The following is a 19,963-nucleotide window of genomic DNA, read 5'->3' as shown; positions in this document are numbered from 1 at the left end:
AGTTTCCCTTAGATTTCTAATCAATTAAATTGAGGGAGGTTTCATGCTCACGCCGGAAGAAAACGAAGTTCTGACCCGCGTCGGCCCCGGAACGCCGATGGGCCAACTGATGCGCCAACACTGGACGCCGGTTTGCCTGATCGAGGAAGTCGCCGAACGCGACGGCACGCCGTTACTGGTGGAAGTTCTGGGCGAACGCTACGTCGCCTTCCGCGACACGGACGGACGGCTGGGCCTTCTGGACGAGTTGTGCCCGCATCGCCGGGCTTCGCTCGTGCTCGGGCGCAACGAGGAATGCGGTCTGCGCTGCCTCTATCACGGCTGGAAGATGGACGTGGACGGCAACATCGTCGCCATGTCGTCGGAACCGGAAGGCAGCCCGCTGATGGACAAGGTCAAGCACCGTTCCTATCCGGTCAGGGAATGGGGCGGCTTCGTCTGGGCCTGGTTCGGCGAGAAGGAAGACGCGCCGGAATTCGATCCGCCCGCCTTCGCTCCGACCGAAGACACGCCGGTTTCGATCCTGAAGATCCGGATCCCGTGCAACTGGGCACAGATCCACGAAGGCCAGATCGACAGCGCGCATTCGTCGAGCCTGCATTCGTCGGACATGGTTCCCGCACGCGTCGAGCGCGCTTCGGCCGACAACAAGTCCTGGTACCGGCCGTCGACGGACAAGTCGCCGCGCATGCAGACCCAGACGACCAGCTACGGTTTTCACTATGCGGCGATCCGGCGTCCGATCAAGAATGCGGACACGCACAACTATCTGCGCATCACCGAATTCGTGGCGCCTTACTATTCGCTGATCCCGCCGAACAACATGTACAACGTCGCCAGCGTCATCGTGCCGATCGACGATGTGACGACCGCCTTCCATTTCATTGCCTGGGGTACGGAGGAAGTTCCCTCCACCGAGGAATGGCGGAAATTCGCCCACGCGCGCAAAGGCATCGACGTGAACGAGCGCTGGGAACCGGTCCGCACGATCGAAAACAATTTCCTTCAGGACCGTCAGGCGATGAAGCTGGGCAATTTCTCCGGCATCCAGGGCATTCCCAATCAGGATATCGCCATGTGGGTAACCCAGGGCCCGATCGCCGACCGCTCGGTGGATGTGCTCGGGGCGTCGGATCTGGCGATCGTCGAATTCCGCCGCCTGATGGTCGATGCGGCCAGAAAGGTCGCCGAGGGCGGCAAGGCGATCGGAACGGAAGACCCGCGTGTGCGCCAGTCCACGATCAACTCTCGCGAGGGCGTCTACCCCAAGACCGTCGACTGGCGGACCCTTGGAGAGGCCGGCGAAACGGTCGCGGCCGAATAACGAGCCCTTCGGCGACACTGCCAGACGCTCCAAAAGATGATGAAAGCCCCGGTTCACAGCCGGGGCTTTCGCTTGATAGGGGCCGGCCTTCGATCCTCCGGACATGAAGTCGCCAAATGATGTGGTTTAATTCGCGGAAACCCTGATTCCCGGACCCGTGCATGTTTTTCTATCTTTCCAAGATCCTGTTTTTCCTGATCCGGCCGACGAATTTCCTGATCATCCTTTTGGGCCTGGGTCTGCTGTTGAGGCTGACCCGATGGCGGCGAACCGGCATGACCGCGATCGTTGCCGCGTTTTTCGGGTTCGTGGTGCTCGGGTTTTCTCCTGCGGCCAATCTTCTGCTTCAGCCGCTTGAGGATCGCTTCCCGCGACCAGACACCCCGCCCCCGGTCGACGGGATCATCGTTCTCGGCGGAGCGGTGGACACGGTGACCTCCGGCGCGCGGGGCGTGCCTGCACTGACGACATCGGCCGAACGGCTGACGACTGTCGGCGGGCTCGCGCGAAAACTTCCCACCGCGAAGATTATCCATACCGGCGGTCAAGGCCTTCTCGTTCCAGGTCAGACCACGGAATCAGCCGTGGCAGTCGGGCTTTTCACCGATTTCGGCATCGACCCGGAACGGATCGTGCTGGAGGACAAATCGCGGAACACCTGGGAAAACGCAGTTCTCACCCGGGAGCTGGTCAAACCCGAACCCGGCCAGACCTGGCTGCTGGTGACCTCCGCCTATCACATGCCGCGCGCCATCAGCGTGTTTCGCGAGGCCGGATGGAGTGGCCTGACCGCCTGGCCAGTGGACTACCGGACACGGGGGCCGGAGGGAAAATATCTCGGCTTTTCAGGAGCTTCCGAAGGGCTGAAACGGTTCGATATCGCTTTCAGGGAATGGGTCGGGCTCGCGGCCTACCGGCTGACCGGACGTAGTAAGGCTTTCTTTCCCGCACCTTGAAACCGCCTACGCGACCGCTTTCTCAGGTCGCCGAGATCCGCGGCCCCTATTTCCGCTGCTTTTCCTGCTGGTCTCTGCGCCGGGCCTGTTTGCCTCCCCGATCAACGTGGTCACGCGTTTGCAGCACGGCTTTCAGATCCGCATAGGCCTGTTTCCAGATCGCCGTATCCTTAAAGGCGATCAGGCCCGAGGCATTTACCGCGTCGCGCTCGGCTTCGTCCCAATCGGTATTCTCACAGGTTTCATGCAGGCGGCGCAGGTCTTCCAGGCGCTTCAGCAAGGCCCGCGTAGGCATGTGCTGAAGCTCTTCCACGGCGACAGGTCGAACGGTGCGGAGGAAACGCGAACCGGCGGTCATATCCTTCTACATTCCGGTTTCCGGCTGGTTGCGCATCCAGTCGGCGAGCTTGGCCATGTTTTCGTAAAGCACGGCGCGGGCTTGCGCATCGCTGACAACCTGCTCCAAAGCCCCGCGCATACATAGGAGCCAGGCGTCCCGTTCCTGTTCGCCGATGGCGACATGCATGTGCCGCTGACGCATCCGGGGATGGCCCTTCTCGGGCGTGTAGAGCCTCGGCCCGCCGGTCCATTCGGTGAGATATCGTTTCAGATCGTTCCTGGTCGGGCCGAGATCGGCCGCGTGCAGGGCGCGGATGCCCTTGGCCGCGTCCATCGTGTCCATGCGCTCGTAGAACAGATCCACCAACCGGTCGATCGCGGCCGCCCCGCCGATCCGGTCGAACAGAGTGTCTTTTTGCCCGACGTCGTTCATGTCGTCTCCGCTGTTGCCGTGTCGAGTGTCCGCCGCCGCACCCCTGCTGCGGCGCGGTAACTATAACGCTCCGATGCGTTGAAATCACAGCATCGGATTAGGCCTGACTTTGGACCGGGACAAGTGCTCCGGATCGGTTCCCGTGCCACCGGGATCATGCTAGACAGTTCCAATCGGATGGACGGGAGCCGTCAGGCTCATTGCAGGGAGAGCTTTAGACAATGAGCCAGACGACGACGCTGCCGGACGGGCGGACCGTGCATTGTGTGAACGCCTATGAAGTGGGCTACGGCTGGCATGAAGTCGTTTCCGACGACCTGACGGAACGCGGGCTGGACCTGCCGGCCGACGGCACCTATTTCGACGTCGGCGCCAATATCGGCCTGTTCTGCCTGAGGCTGCACGATCTCTGCCCGGACGGGCGGATCTTTGCTTTTGAGCCGATGCCGGCCGCCTTCGAGGCCCTGAAGGACAATGCCGCCGCCATGGGCGACAAGGTCAAGGCCAACCGCCTGGCGCTTGGATCGGCCCCCGGCCAGGCGAAATTCGACCACTATCCGGCGCTTTCCGCGCTCTCCACCGGCGATTCGGACGTGGGCAAGACGCTCGCCGACGGACTGAAGAAACTTCTGTTCGGCCAGGGCGATGCGAGCGCGGATATCCGCGCGGTGATCGACAGCACCGGCACCTATGAGCGGCTCGGCGACGAAGAGTTCATCGAGCACCTGTTCAAAAGCGAAGAAGTGACCGCGGATGTGGACACGCTCGACAATTTGGTGGAGCGTTTCGGCATCGACACCATCGATCTCTTGAAGATCGACACGGAGGGACAGGAGCGCGCGGTGCTGGACGGGATCAGCCCAACCCTCTGGCCGCGTATCCGGCAACTCCTGGTAGAGGTGCACCGGGGGCCGGAAGAACTGCAGGAAATCCGCGCCGAACTCGAGGAACACGGTTACAACACCGTCATCGAAGACCATCCCATGGCCCAGGGTGGCGCTCCGGTCTTCCACATTTATGCCCATCGCCCGGAGTCAGCCAAATATCACAGGTTGTAACCTCCCGTTTTCGGGTCGACCTGAAAAAATATCTGGATTGAGTTGACCAAGCGTCAGGTACCGGGCTTGCGCAGCGGCCAACGGGTGGGCAATATCTGATCCGAAGTGGTCTGCAGTGACGGCGCATACGAGCGGCAGTGTGTCGTAAGCCGTTTTATTTTCTTCAATTCGGCTTCGGAGCGCCTCTATGCCCAGTACCCAGCCCAGTACCCAGCAAGGAACCCAGGAACCCGTTCAAGCCGCAGGCTCTGCACTGCCGCCGTCCTTCGACATCGACTGGTGGACGATGCTGACGGATCCTGAATACCTCAAGAACCCCTATCCTGAGCTGAAGCGGATCCGGGATCTTGCGCCGATCCACTACGACGCGGCTTCCGGCATCTATTTCGTCATGGGCCACAAGGAATTCGCCTCGATGGCCAAGACGGAGGCGATGGGGCGCGACACGCTCTATTGGGCCAACGGCTGGAACAGCCCGGAAAATCGGAAGAACGACCCTGAAACCTACGAGCTGTTCGTCGATTTCCAGCCCCAGATGATCAACGCCAATCCGCCCGATCACCGGCGCATGCGCGGCGTCTATGACCGGGCATTCCGCCCAAAGGACATGGCGCGGTATCTGCCGATGATCCAGGCGGAGTGCGACAAGCTTCTCGAAACGTTGCCGGTCGGTGACCCCTTCGACTTCATGGCCGCCTTCGGCAACCCGCTGCCGCATCGCATATCGCTGAAGCTGTTCGAAATTCCCGAAGACATGGAAGAAACGATTGCCGGCTGGATTTCCGACCTGAGCTGGCTCGGCAATATCGTCATGACCCCGGAGCAGAAGCGCAACGTCAAGAAGTCCAACCACGAATTCAAGGAATACGTTCGCGGACATCTGGACCGCTTGCGGAAAAATCCCGGCGACGGCCTGATCAGCCTGGCGCTGGCCGCTGCCGAGGACGGCACCATGGATGAGGAGGAAACCCTCAACAACGTGGTGATGCTGATTTCCGGCAGCAAGACGACGCTGACCCTTCTGGGCAACGGTCTGGTGACCCTGCTCAAGAACCCGGAGGAATTCGAAAAGCTTCGCGCCGACCGCAGCCTGATGCCGAGAGCCATCGAGGAAATGCTGCGTTACGAACCGGGCAGCAGCATCATTCCGCGCGCTGGTGTCGAGGACTTCCAGCTGGGCGACGTCGTCATTCCGGCCGGCGCGCTCGCCATCGGTCTGGTCGGCTCGATCAATCGGGATCCGGCCCGGTTCGAGGATCCGGACAGGTTCGACATCACCCGCAAGCCGAACCATCACTCCTCCTTCGGCGGCGGGGCGCATATCTGCATCGGCAAGGCGCTCGCTCGCATGACCACTGAGGTGGCCTTCAATGCGCTGATGGACCGGTTCGAGAAGATCGAGCTGGCCGGCGAAGCCGAATGGTGGACGGACCGAAGCGATCAGCGGGGTCTCTGGTCCCTGCCCTTGAAGCTGACGGCAGCCTGAGGGAGAGCGGGTCATTGCCGGGACCCCATGTCCCGGAACGGCCTGAAATCCGGCACGCACAGGAGGCCGTCCGTCATGCCAGATGCTGTCACGAAACAAGCGGGAACCGGCGAGAGCAGCCCTGCTTCGCCGGTCGATTGGTGGGCGCTGTTCGCCGATCCGACCTTTCTGACAAGCCCCTACCAAGAACTGAAGCGCATCCGCGACCTGGCGCCTGTCCATTACGATGACGTTTCCGGCGTCTATTTCGTCCTCAGCCATGATGCGTTCCGCCGCATGGCGATGGCCCCGGAAATGGGGCGCGACACACGACTGTGGACCGATGGCTGGAACAACCCGAAAAACAAAGAGCAGGATCCGCTGAGCTACGAACTGTTCAGCGCGTTCCAGCCGCAGATGACCAATGCGAACCCGCCGGATCACCGCCGGATGCGGGACGTTTATGAAAAGGCATTCCGGCAAGCCGATCTCGAAGCCTACATGCCGATGATCGAGGCGGAATGCGAACGCCTTCTCGATGGCTTGCCGACGGACGCACCGGTGGACTTCATGGAGGCTTTCGCCAATCCGCTGGCCCGCAGTATCGCGCGTATCGTCTTCCAGGTTCCGCCGGAGATGGAGGAACAGGTCGCAGAGTGGGTCGCAGCCCTGAGCCTGATCGGCAACATCATGATGTCGCCGGCAGAAAAGCAGAATGCGCTAACCGCGCTGCGCGCCTTCAAGGCCTACCTGCGCGACCGGATTGCGTCCGGCATCGACAGGCCCCGGGAAGGCTTCGTCGGCCTGGCGCTTGCCGCATTTGCCGGCGGCACCATGGATGAAGAGGAAAGCCTCAACAACCTGGTGACCCTGATGGCAGGTGGAACGGCGATTGCGACCCTTGTCGGAAACGGCATACTCACCCTCCTTCGTCATCCGGCACAGTTCGAGAAGCTGCGCTCCAACCGGAGCTTGCTCCGGCCGGCCATAGAGGAAATGCTGCGTTACGAGCCGGGCGGAAGTTTCATCATCCGTGTCGCTATCCGCGATTTTCAATGCGGTGACACGCTCATCCCGGCAGGCTCCCTGGCCGTCGGCCTTGTGGCGGCCACAAGCCGCGATCCGGAATGCTTTGCCGACCCCGATGTGTTCGACATCGCCCGACAGCCTAATCCTCATATGGTTTTCGGAGTCGGCCCGCATATCTGTATCGGCAAGGCGCTGGTGCGCATGACCGCCAGCGCCGCTTTTACCGCCCTCATGGACCGGTTCGGCCGGATCGAGCTTGCGGGCGAGCCGGTCTGGTGGACGCATCGCAGCGATCAGCACGGACTTCACTCTTTACCCCTGCGGCTGGGAAACGGGACATGAACACAGCGACATCTGCGGAAATCGATTGGTGGACCCTGCTCACCGATCCGGACTATCTAACCAACCCTCATCCGCACCTGAAACGGATCCGCGAGATGGCGCCGATCCATCTGGACCCGGCGTCCGGCATCTATTTCGTTCTCGGTTATGATGCGTTCAATGCCATGGTCCGCGCCTCGGAAATGGGGCGCGACACGCGGCTTTGGACCGACGGCTGGAGCCGGCCGGAAAGCAAGGACCGGGATCCGCTGAGCTATGAACTTTTCAGCGAGTTCCAGCGCCAGATGGTCAACTCGAATCCGCCCGACCACCGCCGCATGCGGGATGTCTACGAGAAGGCGTTCCGCCCGGCCGAGATCCCGCCGCTGCTTCCCATGATCGAGCGCGAATGCGCGCAACTCTTTGATGCGCTGCCGGTCGGCGAGCCAGTGGATTTCATGACCGGTTTCGCCAATCACCTGCCGCTGCGGGTGTCACGGAACCTTTTCGACATTCCGGCGGAAATGGATGCCGAAATGGCCCGCTGGAACCAGGCGCTGATCAAGATCGGGGACATCATGATGACCCAGGATCAGAAGCAGGAAGCACTGGATTCCTTGCGCGCCTACAAGGCCTACCTGCGCGGCCATCTGGCGGACCGCCGGAACCATCCCGGAAACGGCTTTGTCGACGCGACGCTGGAAGCGCTGGACAACGGCACGATGGACGAGGACGAGACCCTGAACAACATGAAGGGTCTGATCTCCGGCAACGAGACGACGGTCAACGTACTCGGCAACGGGTTGCTGTCGATGCTCCGTAATCCGGAGCAATTCGAAAAGCTCCGTTCCAAGCCCGAGCACATGCGCACCGCCATCGAGGAAATGCTGCGCTTCGAGCCCAGCATCAACTTCATTCTCCGGGTGGCCATCGAGGATTTCCGCTACGGCGATGTGGTCATTCCCGCCGGATCGCTGGTCCTCGGCCTGATCGGCGCGATCAACCGGGACCCGGCGCGGTTCGACGATGCGGATGCGTTCGACATCACGCGCCGGCCCAATGCCCAGTATATCTTCGGCGGCGGTCCCCATGTGTGTATCGGTGCGCCCCTGGCGCGCCTTGAAGTCCAGGCCGCCTTCACCGCCCTTCTGGACCGGTTTTCCCGGATCGAGCTTGCGGGCGAGCCCGTCTGGTGGACGGACCGCACCAATCAGCGCGGCCTGCAGTCCCTCCCCGTGCGGCTCATCCAATAGCGTGACTTACCGTCGGAACGCCATCGCCTTGCGCACCCGCTCCTCGGCAATGGCAAGGGCGACAGTCCGCGGTAAAGTCTGTTCGGCCTCGGACCGTTTCAGGACTTCCATGGTGTTGCCATAGACCAGATCCCTGATCGACGTCAGGGCATCGCTTTGCGATCCGCCGCGATATTCGACGGCGGCGCAGATCACACCACCGGCATTGGCGATAAAATCGGGAACCACATGCACGCCGCGGGCATGCAGGTGCTCCTCGGTTCCCGCCGCCGCAGGGATATTGGCGCCTTGGAGGACAAGGCGCGCCTTGATCAGATCGACGTTGTCCACGCGGATGACGTCCGGCCGCGCCGCAGGGATCATGATGTCGCAATCGCAGGTAATCGGTCCTTCCGGCCCGATGACGGTGCCCCCCACATAAGAGGAAACGCTCTTGCCTTCCGCCTTGATGGCCAGCAGGTGATCCACGTCCAGCCCGTGCGAATTGTATATCCCGCCATGAGAGTCAGAAGCTGCGACGATGACGGCTCCACGGTCCGACAAATGGCGCGCCGCCCAGCGGCCGACGGCGCCGAAGCCCTGCACCGCCACCCTCGCTCCTTCGACCCGGATCCCCAGAACCTCCTCCGCGGCCTGGGCCGCCGCCGCCAGCCCTAGACCGGTCGCGCCGATCTGGTCGAGCGGGATGCCGCCGATCTCCCTCGGCAAGCCGACAGCGCGGCCGATCTCGTCGCGCATCCAGGCCATGGCGGTCTCGTTGGTGCCCATGTCCGGCCCGACGATGTAGCTCTTGATCTCGCCGATGGCCCGGGCAAAGGCGCGCAGGAGATCCTCTTTTGCATCGATCGGCATTTTCGGGTCTTCGAGAATGATCGACTTGCCGCCGCCATGGGGCAGGCCTGCTGACGCGTTTTTCAACGTCATGGCGCGGGCAAGGCGAAAGCATTCCTGGGCCGTCGCGTCGGGAGAAATGCGGCAGCCGCCGATTGCCGGTCCGGCGGCGGTGTTGTCGACCACCAGGAGCCCGCGCAATCCGCGCTTCGGATCGGTGATTTCAATGACTTTTTCCGGTCCCAGGGTATCCGCGAATTCAAATCTGCCTGACATTGAAATCCCTCTCTCTCAACCCGGTTGTTCCAGGTCTTGCATCACCGCATTCAGAAAACGCGCCGCCTCGCCGCCGGTGACGGCGCGATGATCGAAGGTGAGCGATAGAGGCAAATAGCGGCGCGGTTCCGGGCCTTTTGCTCCCCAGACCACCTTGTCGCTCACCCGGCCGGCGCCGAGGATCGCCACCTGCGGCGGACGGATTACCAGCGAGGCGAAGACACCTCCAAGGGGACCGAAATCGGACAGGCTGACCGTCGCCCCGAGCTGGTCCTGCCGCCCCAGTTTCTGCGCCCGCGCGGCCGCAATCAGGCGGTCCAGTTCGGTTCGGATCTGTTGGGCATCCTGCGCCCCGACGTCCTTCAGGACCGGCACATAGAGGCCCGTCTCCGTGTCCACGGCTATCCCAAGGTTGATTTTCTCGTGCAGCATGCGGGCCATCGTGTCCTGATCGAACCAGGCATTCAGGGCCGGCTCCGCCGAGATCGCGGCAGCGATGGCCCGGATCAGACGCACCAGCACATCCGCTTGCCCGCCGATCCACGAGGTGACATCGGCCCAGTCCTGGACCGTCGCGGGCACGACATGAGCTCCGGCCTCGGCCATATTGCGCGCCATTGCCTTGCGCGATGCGGAGAAAGGCTCCCACCCGGATCGCATTTCCGTTTCGGTCACGGCCTCGACATCTGCACGCGTAATGGTTCCGTCCGGCCCGGTTCCGGTAACCGTTTCCAGATCGATGCCCTTCTCGCGCGCCAAGGCCCTGGCCGCCGGGGCTGCCCGGACTTGTCCGGTTGCCTTTCCGGCGGGGGCCTTCGCCTCTTTGCTTTCGACTGTTTCCGGCTCCCTGGGTTTGCTTCCCCCCAGGTCTCCGACGATCTGACCCTGATCGACGCGCTGATCGGTTTCCAGATCGACGAGCGGGGCTCCGACGGCAATCTGTGCGCCGGTATCGGCTTTCAGCGCCTTCACCGTTCCGGACCAGGGGGACGGGATTTCGACCACCGCCTTGTCGGTTTCCACCGACACCAGCGGCTGGCCCGAGACCACCCGGTCACCCGGCGAAACATGCCATTCGACGATCTCGGCTTCGGTCAGCCCCTCGCCGAGATCCGGCAGGTTGAACGGGATCACTGCCATGTCATCACCTCCCGAATTGCAGCACAGACGTCGTCTTTCGACGGCAAGTAAAGCTGTTCCTGACGCGGCAGCGGCGGAACGATGTCCGGCGGCGTCACCCGGCGAACCGGCGCGACCAGCGCGTCGAGTGCTTCTTCGGCGACCCGCGCTGCGATTTCGGCGCCAAAGCCTGCGGTTCTCGGCGCTTCATGGACGATCACACAGCGCCCGGTCTTCCTGACAGAGGCCAGCAACGTTGCCGCATCATAGGGCTTCAGGGTCGCTACATCGATAACCTCGACATCAACACCTTCGCCTGCCGCCACGTCCGCCGCCTCCAGGCAGTCGCGAGTAGCAGCACCCCATGAGATCACGCTGACGTCCCCGCCCTCGCGCAGGACGAACGCCTTGTCCAGCGGCAGACCGGCGCCGTCGGGCGCCACGTCTTCCTTGAAGGCCCGGTAGATCCGCTTCGGTTCGAAAAACACCACCGGATCGGGATCGCGGATGGCAGACAGCAGCAGGCCGTAGGCACGAGCCGGCGATGAGGGAATGACCACCCGCAGACCGGGGATATGGGCGAAGAGCGCCTCGATGCTTTCCGAATGATGCTCGGGCGCGTGGACGCCGCCGCCATAGGGTGCGCGCAAGACCATGGGACAGGTCAGCCGCCCCCTGGTGCGGTTGCGCAACCGGGCGGCATGATTGGCCATCTGGTCCAGGGTTGCATGAATGAAGCCCTGGAACTGGATTTCGACGACCGGTTTCATGCCCTGGGCTGCGAGCCCCACCGAGACCCCGGCAATGGCCGCTTCCGAAAGAGGCGTATCCAGCACCCGGCCGGATCCGAAATGCTGCCACAGACCGTCCGTTGCCCGGAACACGCCGCCATCGATACCGACATCCTCGCCGAGGACGACGACGGTCGGGTCTTCCTCCAGGGCTTTGGAGAGTGCGGATCTGACCGCTTCGACAAGATTAAGCTCGGCCATGTCAGCGGTCCGCCAGCAGGTCGCGCGCGGTCTTCAGGTCCGCGGGCAGTTCGGAATAGGTGTAGTCGACAATGGCCGTGGCGGGCTGGGGGGCGATCTGAAGATAGGCCTCCGAGGCCGCCTTGACCGCGCCATTGATCTCCTTGCGCAAGCTCTCTTCTTCGTCCCGGCTCCAGCCATGCGCCTCGGTCAGGTGCGTGCGCAGGCGCAGCGTCGGTTCCTCCGGCCAATGGCTGCTGACTTCCGCGTCTTCCCGGTAGCGGGTGGCGTCATCGGAGGTGGTGTGATCGGAGAGGCGATAGCTCAGACATTCGATCAGCGTCGGCCCCTCGCCGGCGCGGCCGCGCTGAAGCGCGCGTTCGACCGCGTCGCGCACCACGATCACGTCGCAGCCGTCGACCTGTTCGCCGGGAATGCCGGCGCCGATGGCCTTCTGTGCCAGCGTCTTTGCCGCCGTCTGCGCGGCCCGAGGCACCGAGATGGCCCACTGGTTGTTGTTGACCACAAAAACGGCAGGCACTTTCCAGACACCCGCCATGTTCATCGCTTCGTAGAAGTCGCCCCGCGACGTGGACCCGTCGCCGCCGACAACGACCGAGCAACGGTCCTCCTGCCTGAGGGAAAAGGCCAGGCCGACACCAACGCCATGGCAATATTGGGTGCCGACCGGCACGCAGACCGGGAAGTCTTCCCTAGGCCCGGAAAAATCGGAACCGCGCTCGTCGCCGCCCCAGTAGAGAAACAGCTCTTCCATGCGCACACCGCGCCAGATCTGGGCGCCGTGCTCGCGGAAGGAAGGCACCAGCACATCGTCGGTACGCATGGCAGCGGCGACGCCGATGGCGACCGCCTCCTGACCGAGGGACGATGCATATGTGCCGAGCCGCCCGGTTCTCTGCAGAGCAATCGCCTCCGTATCGAAGGCGCGCGTTTTGAGCATGCCCTCGTAGAGCCGAACCAGTTCGGATCTGTCGGATGCAAAGCCCGGTGCGCCATCCGCCAGCGTTCCGTCGGCAGACAGATAACGTTTGAATTGGATCCTGAATTCGGCTGCGTCCACCGCAGCCTGGATTCTGTCGTCAGCCATACCGATCAACTCCCGGCCTTGGAGCGGCATGGTTACATCCTCCCACCGATGCAACCTGATGCCATTGACGTCGATCAACGCAAAAACCGACAGTGTCGTCATTCCGTATAGCGGCGGCTGCGCTTGACCTTCCTGCAGCAGGAACCCGTACTTTACGAGCAGGGTGGGCAACCGAAAGTGAAGACCGAACGATCCTATTGTCTCGTTGTGGCCATTTTCGGGAAACAGAAACTATGAGGAATACGAGATGATGGGTTTCGGGTTCGGCGGCATCTGGATGCTGCTTCTGATCGTACTCGTCGTGCTGGCGGTCCTGGCACTGATCAAATACCTGAGCAAATAGAGGCTGAACATGAGCTACACCTATAACCGCACTCTTACCGGCGTGCGTTTCGAGGATGCCGACAAGAGGGTCCGTGCGGCCCTGGCCGATAAAGGCTTCGGCGTGCTGACGGAGATCGACGTCAAGGCAACCATGAAGAAGAAGCTCGACGTGGATATGGAGCACTACCTCATCCTCGGCGCCTGCAATCCCATGATGGCCCACAAGGCGATCGGAATGGAACCGCGGGTCGGCGCCATGCTGCCGTGCAATGTGATCCTGCGGGCGGTCGACGGTGGCGTGGAAGTCAGCGCGATCGATCCGGAAGCCTCCATGGCCGCGATCGACAATGCGGACCTGAAGTCCGTCGCGACCCAGGTCCGCGACATGCTCAAGGAAGCCGTGGACGCGGCCTGAGCCTGTCGAGCAACCAGCGCGCTCATCCGGCCTCTCCTGCAAATTCCGGTTTTTCGACTCGCCGAGCTGTGCGAAGGTTTCGACATCCCGTGAATATGCAGGAGCTGTTGGATGAGCGCGCAGGATCAGACACTTGGCCGCCGGATCATGCGGCTTCCCGGACAATTTCTGCTCGCCCTTGTCAATGCGACGGCGATCCTGGTGATTGTCGCCGCGGTTCTGGCGATCATCGCCTTCAACCGGTTCGAAACCGCTGGAGCAAATCTCGCTGCGGATCTGACCGCAAAGGCCGTCAGCCAGCTCGGCGTGACACCGGAAGCCCTGAGATCAAAACTCACTTCCATGGAAGAGAAGATGGAGAGCCTGAAAACCGGTCTCGCCGAGGCAAGACAGAATGACGACGGCCCGCTGCGGACACAGATCGTGGATCTCGACAATACGTTGAGCGAATTGAAAGCCGCCGTCGTCAAACTCGGCAATGCCCAGCCGGCGGTTGCCGACGCCGCCATCAAACAGATCGGCGCAACCGTGACCGACATTCTGCTGCAACTCAGAAACTGCGGGGCACCGGGAACGGAAATGTCCGGTAAAGGCTTGGATTTGCAGGCGGGGTGACTGGCGGAAGCTCCTGTTCCGGCGACCTTGCGGTGTTTCCGTAAATCAAAAAGCAGACAGCGAACCGATTTGTCTTTTTGATGGCTTTTCTTCCGGCCTTCGGTTTGCTTTGCTGGCGCTTCAAAGCGGATTCCGGCGGATGATGTCGCCCTGAAATCCGGTCGGGTCGGGAGGACTTAACTTGGCGAAAATCGCGATCGTGGGCTCGGGCTTTATCGGCCGGGCCTGGGCCATCAGTTTTGCGCGCGCGCGGCACGACGTGGTGCTGTGGGACAAGGAAACGCACCAGCCGGAAAAAGCGATCGCCTATATCGCCGATGTGCTGGAAGACCTTCAGGCCCATGAGCTTCTGAACGGCCAGATCCCGGATGAGGTCCTGGCCCGCATCAGCGCGGAAGACAATCTGGCACGGTGCCTCGAGGGCGTCGATTACGTCCAGGAAAACACGCCGGAACAGGTCGAGGTGAAACAGGAAATTTTCACCCGCCTCGACGAACTGGCGCCTCCCGACGCTATCCTCGCCAGTTCCACCTCAGCCCTTCTGCCGTCGACCTTTACCGCCCATCTCAAACACCGGGTCCGGTGCCTCGTCGCCCATCCGATCAATCCGCCTTACCTGATCAAGGCTGTGGAAGTCGTCCCGGCGCCCTGGACCTCGCCGGAGGCGATGGAGAAGACGCGCGACCTCATGCGCGATGCGGGCCAGTCGCCGATCATGATGAAGCAGGAGATCGACGGCTTCATCATGAACCGCATGCAGGGGGCGCTTCTGGAAGAGGCGTTCCGGCTGGTGGCAAACGGCTATGCCAGCGCGGAAGACGTCGATATCGGCATCCGCGAGGGCCTTGCCGCCAGATGGGCCTTCATGGGCCCGTTCGAGACCATCGACCTGAATGCACCGGCAGGCGTCCGTGACTACGCCACCCGTTACCAGGGCATGTTCGCGAACATGTTCGAACAGATGAAATACCGCGTCGACTGGGCCGGGCCGGTCCTCGACGCAATCGAGACCGAGCGGCGGCAACATCTGCCCGCCGAGGGCCTCGTCGACAGACAGAAATGGCGCGACCGCCGTCTGATGGCGCTCGCAGCCCACAAACGCAAGGCTGAGGAGGATATCGGCAAATGAGTAATGCGAACAAAGGCAAGGTCATCATCACCTGCGCCATCACCGGGTCGATCCATACGCCGACCATGTCGCCTCACCTGCCGATCACGCCCGACGAGATCGTGTCGGAAGCCCTCGCCGCGGCCGAGGCCGGTGCTGCGATCCTGCATCTGCATGCGCGCGACCCGGAAAACGGCAAGCCGGACCAGAGCCCGGAAGGCTTTGCCCGCTTCCTGCCGCGCATCAAGCAGTCGTGTAACGCCGCGCTGAACATCACCACCGGCGGCAGCCCGTTCATGAAGGTGGAGGAGCGCGCCCTGCCGGCGGCGACCTTCAAGCCGGAAGTCGCCTCGCTCAACATGGGCTCGATGAATTTCGGCCTCTACCACATGGCGGAGAAATTCGAGACCTTCAAATACGACTGGGAAAAGCCCTATCTGGAAGGCTCGAAGGACCTGGTGTTCCGCAACTCCTTCAAGGACATCGAGTATATTCTTTCGACCTGCTACGAGAACGAAACCCGGTTCGAGTTCGAGTGCTACGACATCTCACACCTCTATAACCTGGCGCATTTCGTGGACCGCGGCCTGGTCAAGCCGCCGTTCTTCGTGCAGTCCGTGTTCGGCCTGCTCGGCGGCATCGGCACCCATCCGGAAGACGTCCAGCACATGAAGCGCACAGCCGACCGGCTGTTCGGTTCCGACTACCGCTGGTCGGTGCTGGGCGCAGGATCCAGCCAGCTCCGGATCGCGGCCCAGGCGGCCGCTCTCGGCGGCAACGTCCGTGTCGGGCTGGAAGACAGCCTCTGGGCCGGACGGGGCAAGCTCGCCGAATCCAACGCGGATCAGGTGAAGATGGCGAAGAAGATCATCGAAGGCCTCGGCCTGGAAGTCGCTACGCCGGACGAGGCGCGCGAGATCCTGTCCCTGAAAGGCGGCGACAAGGTTGCGTTTTAGGCTCCCGGCCGGTTCCATACGACTGCCGGCCGCATTCCCCTGGATCGGCGGTATGGTCCGGGCAACGATAGGTCCAGTGTTTGTGCTTGGCATTCCCCTACGGATGGCGTTTGCTTTGCGTTTGCAACAAACCGAAGGGAAGCCAGGCTATGACGAGAAACGAAGGAGGATGTCTTTGTGGTCGTATTCGCTATGCGACCCTCGCGAAGCCCGGTCGGGTGACGGTCTGTCATTGCCGCTTCTGTCAAAAGGCGACAGGTTCGGCCTATATGGTCGAACCGATCTTCGGCAAAGAGGATTTCTGCCTGCTAAAGGGCTCGCCCAAAATCTATGATCAGACGTCGACGGGATCCGGAAAGACGGTTCATGTCCATTTCTGCGGCGACTGCGGCACCAAGCTCTGGCTGAGTTTCGAGCGATTTCCCGATGCGATTGGCATCTATGCTGGAACTTTTGACGACCCGTGCTGGTTTGCGATCGACCCAGCCTTGTCCAAGCACATTTTTTTGGGCGTGGCGCGTTCGGATACTGTCATCCCCGCGGGCCTGCCCACCTTCGTCGAGCACGCGACCACGAATGACGGAATGGCGCAGGAAGCGACGGTCTTCGAAACACATCGCAAGATTGAATCCTAGAAACGGCGTTGGCGGGCTGCATGGCCGCCAACGCCGTTTTCCCGGATTGACTCGGTTTTACGGTATCCTGTTGGAAATTGGATATTCCGCTGAGTTTCGAAGGATGATTGCCGCCGTTTGAAGTCCGAGTAAGCGGGACGTCGCCGTCAGGCGGCGGCGACCCGTTCCAGGAAGGTTTCGATTTCGCCCTTGAGCGCCTCGCTGCGTTCGCCCAAATGTCCGGCCGCGGTCAGGACGGTGCCTGAGGCCGCCTGGGTCTGCTCCACCGTTTCGGCGAGATCGTGCATGTTGTCCTGGACGGCGCGGGTTCCCTCCGACGCGCGCTGGACGTTGCCGGAGATCTCGCTGGTGGCGGCGCCCTGCTGGGTGACGGCCGAGGCGATCGACTGGGTATAGCCGTCCACCTCTTCCATGGTGCTGGAAATGGCGGAAATCGCATTGACGGCGTCGGTGGTCGAGCCCTGGATCGCGGCGATCTGCGAGGAAATTTCCTCCGTCGCCTTCGAGGTCTGGGTCGCCAGTTCCTTTACTTCCGCGGCCACGACCGCAAAGCCCCTGCCTGCTTCGCCGGCGCGCGCCGCCTCGATGGTCGCGTTCAGGGCCAGGAGATTGGTCTGCTCGGCAATCGCCTGGATCAGGGTGACGACTTCGCCGATCCGGTTGGCGGCCTGCGCCAGATCCTGCACCTTGCCGTTGGTGTCGCGCACCGCCTCGGTCGCGGACGAGACGATATCCGTCGTCCGCTGCACCTGGCTGCCGATCTCGCCAATGGAGGCGGACAACTCTTCGGCGGCGCCGGCCACGTTTTCCACGCTCATGCTGGCGCCTTCGCTTGCGCTTGCGGTGCTGGAAGCCTGTTCGGCGCTGCGCGCGGCAATGTCACTCAGGGCCTTCGCGGTCGTGTCCATGTCTTGCGCGGTTTCGTCGAGCGAACCGAGCAGTCCCTGAACACTGTCGCGGAACCCGACGATGAGCGCATCCACCTGGGCCTGACGGTCGGCCTGGAGAGCCTGGGCCTCTTCCGTCTGCGCCTCGAGGCGCTTGCGCTCCAGGTCGTTGTCGCGGAACACCTGGACGGTCCGGCTCATGGCGCCGATTTCGTCGCGCTGACCAGTCGAGGGGATCTCCACGTCCGTCTCACCGCCGGCGAGCCGTGCCATGACATCGGTCAGGCGGCGGATCGGACGGGTCACCACCAGGGACAGCGCGACCGCCAGCAGCACCCCGACGGCAATGGCCGCCAGAACCGCGACCCCGATCATGATGAGGGCCGTATCGGCCTGCCGCGAGGAAGCGGCAGACTGGTTTGCGGCCATTTCCGTAATCTGCGCGCGCACCTGATCGGACAGGGCGGTCAGCTCGTTCGAAGCGGCCTGAAAATGATCGCGCGCCGTCTGCATGGCGGCGAATTCGGCCTCATATCCGTCCACCTCGGTTCCGATCTGGCCCAGGATGTCCCGCATCTGGCTGAAGCCCTTGGCTTTCTTTTCAAGTGTCGCCAGGGTTGCGCGCAGTTTCTCGATATTGGCGTTCACGGCGTCCGGGGTCGTCTGGCCGAAACCGGACAGCAGCTCCATGGTCGCCGAGCGTGTCTCCAGCGTTGTCTGCAACAGGCTGTTGCCGCTTTTTGCAACCGCTTCGACGCGGGCCAGCTGGTTCCGGGCGGAAACCGAGGCTCCTTGAGCGGAATCGATGACGCCGTAGATCAGGCCGCGGACCATGTTCGCCCGGTTGTTGACCGTCTTGGCCTTGTCAGCAAGGCTGCCGTCAGGCTTCCCGACGGTAAAGGGGTTGGCCTTGGCGATCGCGTCCTTCAGGGCGCCTTCAAAATCGCCCAGCATTTTCGCCAATCCGTCCAACATGCTGGCATTCACGCCCTCTACCGTCATTCCGGCCGCCCAGCGGACCTCTTCCGTCAGCTCCTCGACCTTTTTCAACGCATCCTTGTAGAGGGTTTTCCGCGCCATGGTTGCTTGCGCAGTCACCGCTTCGTCAGACGCCGCCTGAGCCGCCGCGCTCAGGAACATCCCTTCGAGCAGGATTGCCCCCTCACGGATCGAGGACATCGTGCGGCCGAGTTCATCGGCAGCGGTCAGGTTGGCAAGGGCGGCCGCTTCCTTGTCGGAGGCCGCGGTCTTTGCCTTGTCCATCTCATCGACGATCTGTTTGGCAATCGCTTCCAAGCGGCTCGCGGACTGCGTCAACCGGTCTGCCTGGTCCGACTGCGCCGTGCTGCTGCCGACCAGTTTCCGAAACTCCGCCGTCAGATTGCCGACCCTGGAGACAGCGGCGTTGACCATCGCCTTTTCCGGAGACCTGTCGTCTAAGCCATCGCCGACGGCAGCAAGATCTGCGCGCAGCCGGTCAATCTGGGCCAGTGCGGCGTCGGCCCGTTCCGGTGTCCTGTCGGTCAGATAAGCCTTCTGATCCGCGGAAGCTTCCTGGAGGCTTGCCATGACCGCGGTGGCCTTCGCATTCATGGCTGACTGATCGCGCAACTGGACGATGGCCAGCGTTCCGACCAGCCCGACGGCCGCGGTCAGAATGGTGGTTGCGGCGAAACCGCCGCCGACCTTGATGGAAAATCGCAGATGACCAAGTGGCTTCAACAACCAGTTCACGACTACCCCTCCAGAACGGAAAATCGAGGGCAATACAGGGCGGTAGCCTTAAACAAATGGTGAAAAAACACTGTCATTTCAGACAGTTGAAAAATTGTGCAGTCAGCTGACGCAACGGGATCAGGCCTCTAGCCGTTGCAGTGCACAAAATTTCCGCGCAACTTCCGTTTGGTGGGGCCGAAGCAAAACAGCCCGGATGCGCTATCCGGGCTGTGTCATTTGAACGAAAACGGATCGTCAGACTTCGGACAGTTCCTTTTCGTGCATCCAGGCGGCGTGCTTGGGGGCCTTTTTGGTCTTCGACCATTCCTCCAGCATGTCCCATTTCACCGCGTCGAGCTTCTTCAGCATCTTTTCTTCTTCCGGATCCGGGCAGGCCAGCTCGATGCGATGGCCGTTCGGGTCAAAGAAGTAGATGGAATGGAAGATGGAGTGGTCGGTGACACCGAGCACCTCGATACCGTTCTTTTCCAGGTTCTCCTTGAATGCCACCAACTCGTCGCGGTCCTTGACCTTGAACGCGATGTGCTGGACCCAGGCCGGGGTGTTCGGGTCGCGGCCCATTTCCGGCTTGGTCGGCAGCTCAAAGAAGGCAAGCACGTTGCCGTTCCCCGCGTCGAGGAAGATGTGCATGTAAGGGTCCGGCTCGTGGGTTGAGGGAACATGGTTCTCGGCAATCGCCAGAATGAAGTCCATGTTCAGGTTCTTGCCGTACCATTCGACCGTTTCCTTCGCATCCTTGCAGCGATAGGCGACGTGGTGAATTTTCTCGATCTTCATGGGAATTCTCCTCCAGTGAATCCGGC

Annotated in this window: 19 protein-coding genes; 11 read left to right on the top strand and 8 right to left on the bottom strand. The window is 62.1% G+C overall.

Annotated features, from left to right (window positions below):
* Window positions 1-43 precede the first annotated feature (43 nt).
* The gene (locus tag ACN0SO_RS16400; RefSeq protein WP_417679642.1) at window positions 44-1,324 is read left to right on the top strand and encodes a Rieske 2Fe-2S domain-containing protein; all 1,281 of its coding nucleotides are present in this window, start codon (window positions 44-46) and stop codon (window positions 1,322-1,324) included.
* Between the two features lie 161 nt (window positions 1,325-1,485).
* Window positions 1,486-2,280: a YdcF family protein gene (locus ACN0SO_RS16395; RefSeq protein WP_417679640.1), complete on the top strand. Its 795-nt coding sequence runs from the start codon at window positions 1,486-1,488 to the stop codon at window positions 2,278-2,280.
* Window positions 2,281-2,326: 46 nt separating this feature from the next.
* Here ACN0SO_RS16395 and ACN0SO_RS16390 read toward each other — a convergent pair whose 3' ends face one another.
* Window positions 2,327-2,638 carry a hypothetical protein gene (locus ACN0SO_RS16390; protein WP_417679638.1) on the bottom strand — a complete coding sequence of 104 codons (312 nt, stop codon included), beginning with the start codon at window positions 2,636-2,638 and terminating at the stop codon, window positions 2,327-2,329.
* Between the two features lie 6 nt (window positions 2,639-2,644).
* Window positions 2,645-3,052 (bottom strand): group II truncated hemoglobin, encoded by a 408-nt coding sequence (locus ACN0SO_RS16385; protein WP_417679636.1) that lies wholly within the window; start codon window positions 3,050-3,052, stop codon window positions 2,645-2,647.
* A gap of 221 nt (window positions 3,053-3,273) precedes the next feature.
* Between ACN0SO_RS16385 and ACN0SO_RS16380 the strand changes: the two genes are divergently transcribed.
* From ACN0SO_RS16380 to ACN0SO_RS16365, 4 genes are all read left to right on the top strand, one after another.
* Entirely contained in the window at window positions 3,274-4,110 is an 837-nt protein-coding gene (locus tag ACN0SO_RS16380) for an FkbM family methyltransferase (RefSeq protein WP_417679634.1), read from the top strand.
* Between the two features lie 187 nt (window positions 4,111-4,297).
* Entirely contained in the window at window positions 4,298-5,596 is a 1,299-nt protein-coding gene (locus ACN0SO_RS16375) for a cytochrome P450 (RefSeq protein ID WP_417679632.1), read from the top strand.
* 75 nt (window positions 5,597-5,671) lie between these two features.
* Window positions 5,672-6,946 carry a cytochrome P450 gene (locus ACN0SO_RS16370; protein ID WP_417679630.1) on the top strand — a complete coding sequence of 425 codons (1,275 nt, stop codon included), beginning with the start codon at window positions 5,672-5,674 and terminating at the stop codon, window positions 6,944-6,946.
* A complete protein-coding gene (locus ACN0SO_RS16365) occupies window positions 6,943-8,178 on the top strand; it encodes a cytochrome P450 (RefSeq protein ID WP_417679628.1) in 1,236 nt (411 codons plus the stop codon). Before ACN0SO_RS16370 ends, ACN0SO_RS16365 begins: the two co-directional genes overlap by 4 nt.
* Window positions 8,179-8,184: 6 nt before the next feature.
* Here ACN0SO_RS16365 and ACN0SO_RS16360 read toward each other — a convergent pair whose 3' ends face one another.
* The 4 genes from ACN0SO_RS16360 to pdhA are packed head-to-tail and all read right to left on the bottom strand — an operon-like array spanning window position 8,185 to window position 12,483.
* Window positions 8,185-9,285 carry a Glu/Leu/Phe/Val family dehydrogenase gene (locus tag ACN0SO_RS16360; protein WP_417679626.1) on the bottom strand — a complete coding sequence of 367 codons (1,101 nt, stop codon included), beginning with the start codon at window positions 9,283-9,285 and terminating at the stop codon, window positions 8,185-8,187.
* A gap of 15 nt (window positions 9,286-9,300) precedes the next feature.
* Window positions 9,301-10,425 carry a dihydrolipoamide acetyltransferase family protein gene (locus ACN0SO_RS16355; protein ID WP_417679624.1) on the bottom strand — a complete coding sequence of 375 codons (1,125 nt, stop codon included), beginning with the start codon at window positions 10,423-10,425 and terminating at the stop codon, window positions 9,301-9,303.
* Window positions 10,416-11,396 (bottom strand): alpha-ketoacid dehydrogenase subunit beta, encoded by a 981-nt coding sequence (locus ACN0SO_RS16350; RefSeq protein WP_417679622.1) that lies wholly within the window; start codon window positions 11,394-11,396, stop codon window positions 10,416-10,418. The genes ACN0SO_RS16355 and ACN0SO_RS16350 overlap by 10 nt, the downstream gene beginning before the upstream one ends.
* A 1-nt stretch (window position 11,397) precedes the next feature.
* On the bottom strand, window positions 11,398-12,483 hold the full coding sequence (gene pdhA, locus ACN0SO_RS16345) for a pyruvate dehydrogenase (acetyl-transferring) E1 component subunit alpha (protein ID WP_417679620.1): 1,086 nt from the start codon (window positions 12,481-12,483) through the stop codon (window positions 11,398-11,400).
* 352 nt (window positions 12,484-12,835) lie between these two features.
* On the opposite strand from pdhA, the gene ACN0SO_RS16340 reads away from it, so the two are divergent.
* The 5 genes from ACN0SO_RS16340 (at window position 12,836) to ACN0SO_RS16320 (ending at window position 16,536) form a co-directional block, all read left to right on the top strand.
* The gene (locus ACN0SO_RS16340; RefSeq protein WP_417679618.1) at window positions 12,836-13,222 is read left to right on the top strand and encodes a DUF302 domain-containing protein; all 387 of its coding nucleotides are present in this window, start codon (window positions 12,836-12,838) and stop codon (window positions 13,220-13,222) included.
* A gap of 111 nt (window positions 13,223-13,333) precedes the next feature.
* Window positions 13,334-13,837 (top strand): hypothetical protein, encoded by a 504-nt coding sequence (locus tag ACN0SO_RS16335; protein ID WP_417679616.1) that lies wholly within the window; start codon window positions 13,334-13,336, stop codon window positions 13,835-13,837.
* 181 nt (window positions 13,838-14,018) lie between these two features.
* Complete coding sequence (locus tag ACN0SO_RS16330) at window positions 14,019-14,966, top strand: 3-hydroxyacyl-CoA dehydrogenase (protein WP_417679614.1); 948 nt, start codon at window positions 14,019-14,021, stop codon at window positions 14,964-14,966.
* Complete coding sequence (locus ACN0SO_RS16325) at window positions 14,963-15,901, top strand: 3-keto-5-aminohexanoate cleavage protein (protein ID WP_417679612.1); 939 nt, start codon at window positions 14,963-14,965, stop codon at window positions 15,899-15,901. Before ACN0SO_RS16330 ends, ACN0SO_RS16325 begins: the two co-directional genes overlap by 4 nt.
* A gap of 149 nt (window positions 15,902-16,050) precedes the next feature.
* Window positions 16,051-16,536 (top strand): GFA family protein, encoded by a 486-nt coding sequence (locus ACN0SO_RS16320; RefSeq protein ID WP_417679610.1) that lies wholly within the window; start codon window positions 16,051-16,053, stop codon window positions 16,534-16,536.
* A gap of 146 nt (window positions 16,537-16,682) precedes the next feature.
* Here ACN0SO_RS16320 and ACN0SO_RS16315 read toward each other — a convergent pair whose 3' ends face one another.
* Together ACN0SO_RS16315 and ACN0SO_RS16310 are read right to left on the bottom strand one after the other, a co-directional pair.
* Window positions 16,683-19,157 (bottom strand): methyl-accepting chemotaxis protein, encoded by a 2,475-nt coding sequence (locus tag ACN0SO_RS16315; protein ID WP_417679608.1) that lies wholly within the window; start codon window positions 19,155-19,157, stop codon window positions 16,683-16,685.
* Window positions 19,158-19,394: 237 nt separating this feature from the next.
* Window positions 19,395-19,937: a VOC family protein gene (locus ACN0SO_RS16310; protein ID WP_417679606.1), complete on the bottom strand. Its 543-nt coding sequence runs from the start codon at window positions 19,935-19,937 to the stop codon at window positions 19,395-19,397.
* Window positions 19,938-19,963: the final 26 nt, after the last annotated feature.

Origin of the sequence: Roseibium sp. (assembly GCF_048260565.1) — a bacterium.
Classification (GTDB): domain Bacteria; phylum Pseudomonadota; class Alphaproteobacteria; order Rhizobiales; family Stappiaceae; genus Roseibium.
Note: the sequence above shows the minus strand (reverse complement) of the source record. Positions and strands in the feature narration are given on the sequence as shown.

Bases quoted from the DNA above. Each gene is read 5' to 3' on its own strand.
- pdhA (WP_417679620.1), bottom strand. From the start codon at position 12,483: ATGGCTGACGACAGAATCCAGGCTGCGGTGGACGCAGCCGAATTCAGG.
- ACN0SO_RS16395 (WP_417679640.1), top strand. From the start codon at position 1,486: ATGTTTTTCTATCTTTCCAAGATCCTGTTTTTCCTGATCCGGCCGACG.
- ACN0SO_RS16320 (WP_417679610.1), top strand. From the start codon at position 16,051: ATGACGAGAAACGAAGGAGGATGTCTTTGTGGTCGTATTCGCTATGCG.
- ACN0SO_RS16400 (WP_417679642.1), top strand. From the start codon at position 44: ATGCTCACGCCGGAAGAAAACGAAGTTCTGACCCGCGTCGGCCCCGGA.
- ACN0SO_RS16335 (WP_417679616.1), top strand. From the start codon at position 13,334: ATGAGCGCGCAGGATCAGACACTTGGCCGCCGGATCATGCGGCTTCCC.
- ACN0SO_RS16385 (WP_417679636.1), bottom strand. From the start codon at position 3,052: ATGAACGACGTCGGGCAAAAAGACACTCTGTTCGACCGGATCGGCGGG.
- ACN0SO_RS16390 (WP_417679638.1), bottom strand. From the start codon at position 2,638: ATGACCGCCGGTTCGCGTTTCCTCCGCACCGTTCGACCTGTCGCCGTG.
- ACN0SO_RS16350 (WP_417679622.1), bottom strand. From the start codon at position 11,396: ATGGCCGAGCTTAATCTTGTCGAAGCGGTCAGATCCGCACTCTCCAAA.
- ACN0SO_RS16355 (WP_417679624.1), bottom strand. From the start codon at position 10,425: ATGGCAGTGATCCCGTTCAACCTGCCGGATCTCGGCGAGGGGCTGACC.
- ACN0SO_RS16310 (WP_417679606.1), bottom strand. From the start codon at position 19,937: ATGAAGATCGAGAAAATTCACCACGTCGCCTATCGCTGCAAGGATGCG.
- ACN0SO_RS16325 (WP_417679612.1), top strand. From the start codon at position 14,963: ATGAGTAATGCGAACAAAGGCAAGGTCATCATCACCTGCGCCATCACC.
- ACN0SO_RS16360 (WP_417679626.1), bottom strand. From the start codon at position 9,285: ATGTCAGGCAGATTTGAATTCGCGGATACCCTGGGACCGGAAAAAGTC.
- ACN0SO_RS16365 (WP_417679628.1), top strand. From the start codon at position 6,943: ATGAACACAGCGACATCTGCGGAAATCGATTGGTGGACCCTGCTCACC.
- ACN0SO_RS16370 (WP_417679630.1), top strand. From the start codon at position 5,672: ATGCCAGATGCTGTCACGAAACAAGCGGGAACCGGCGAGAGCAGCCCT.
- ACN0SO_RS16375 (WP_417679632.1), top strand. From the start codon at position 4,298: ATGCCCAGTACCCAGCCCAGTACCCAGCAAGGAACCCAGGAACCCGTT.
- ACN0SO_RS16380 (WP_417679634.1), top strand. From the start codon at position 3,274: ATGAGCCAGACGACGACGCTGCCGGACGGGCGGACCGTGCATTGTGTG.
- ACN0SO_RS16340 (WP_417679618.1), top strand. From the start codon at position 12,836: ATGAGCTACACCTATAACCGCACTCTTACCGGCGTGCGTTTCGAGGAT.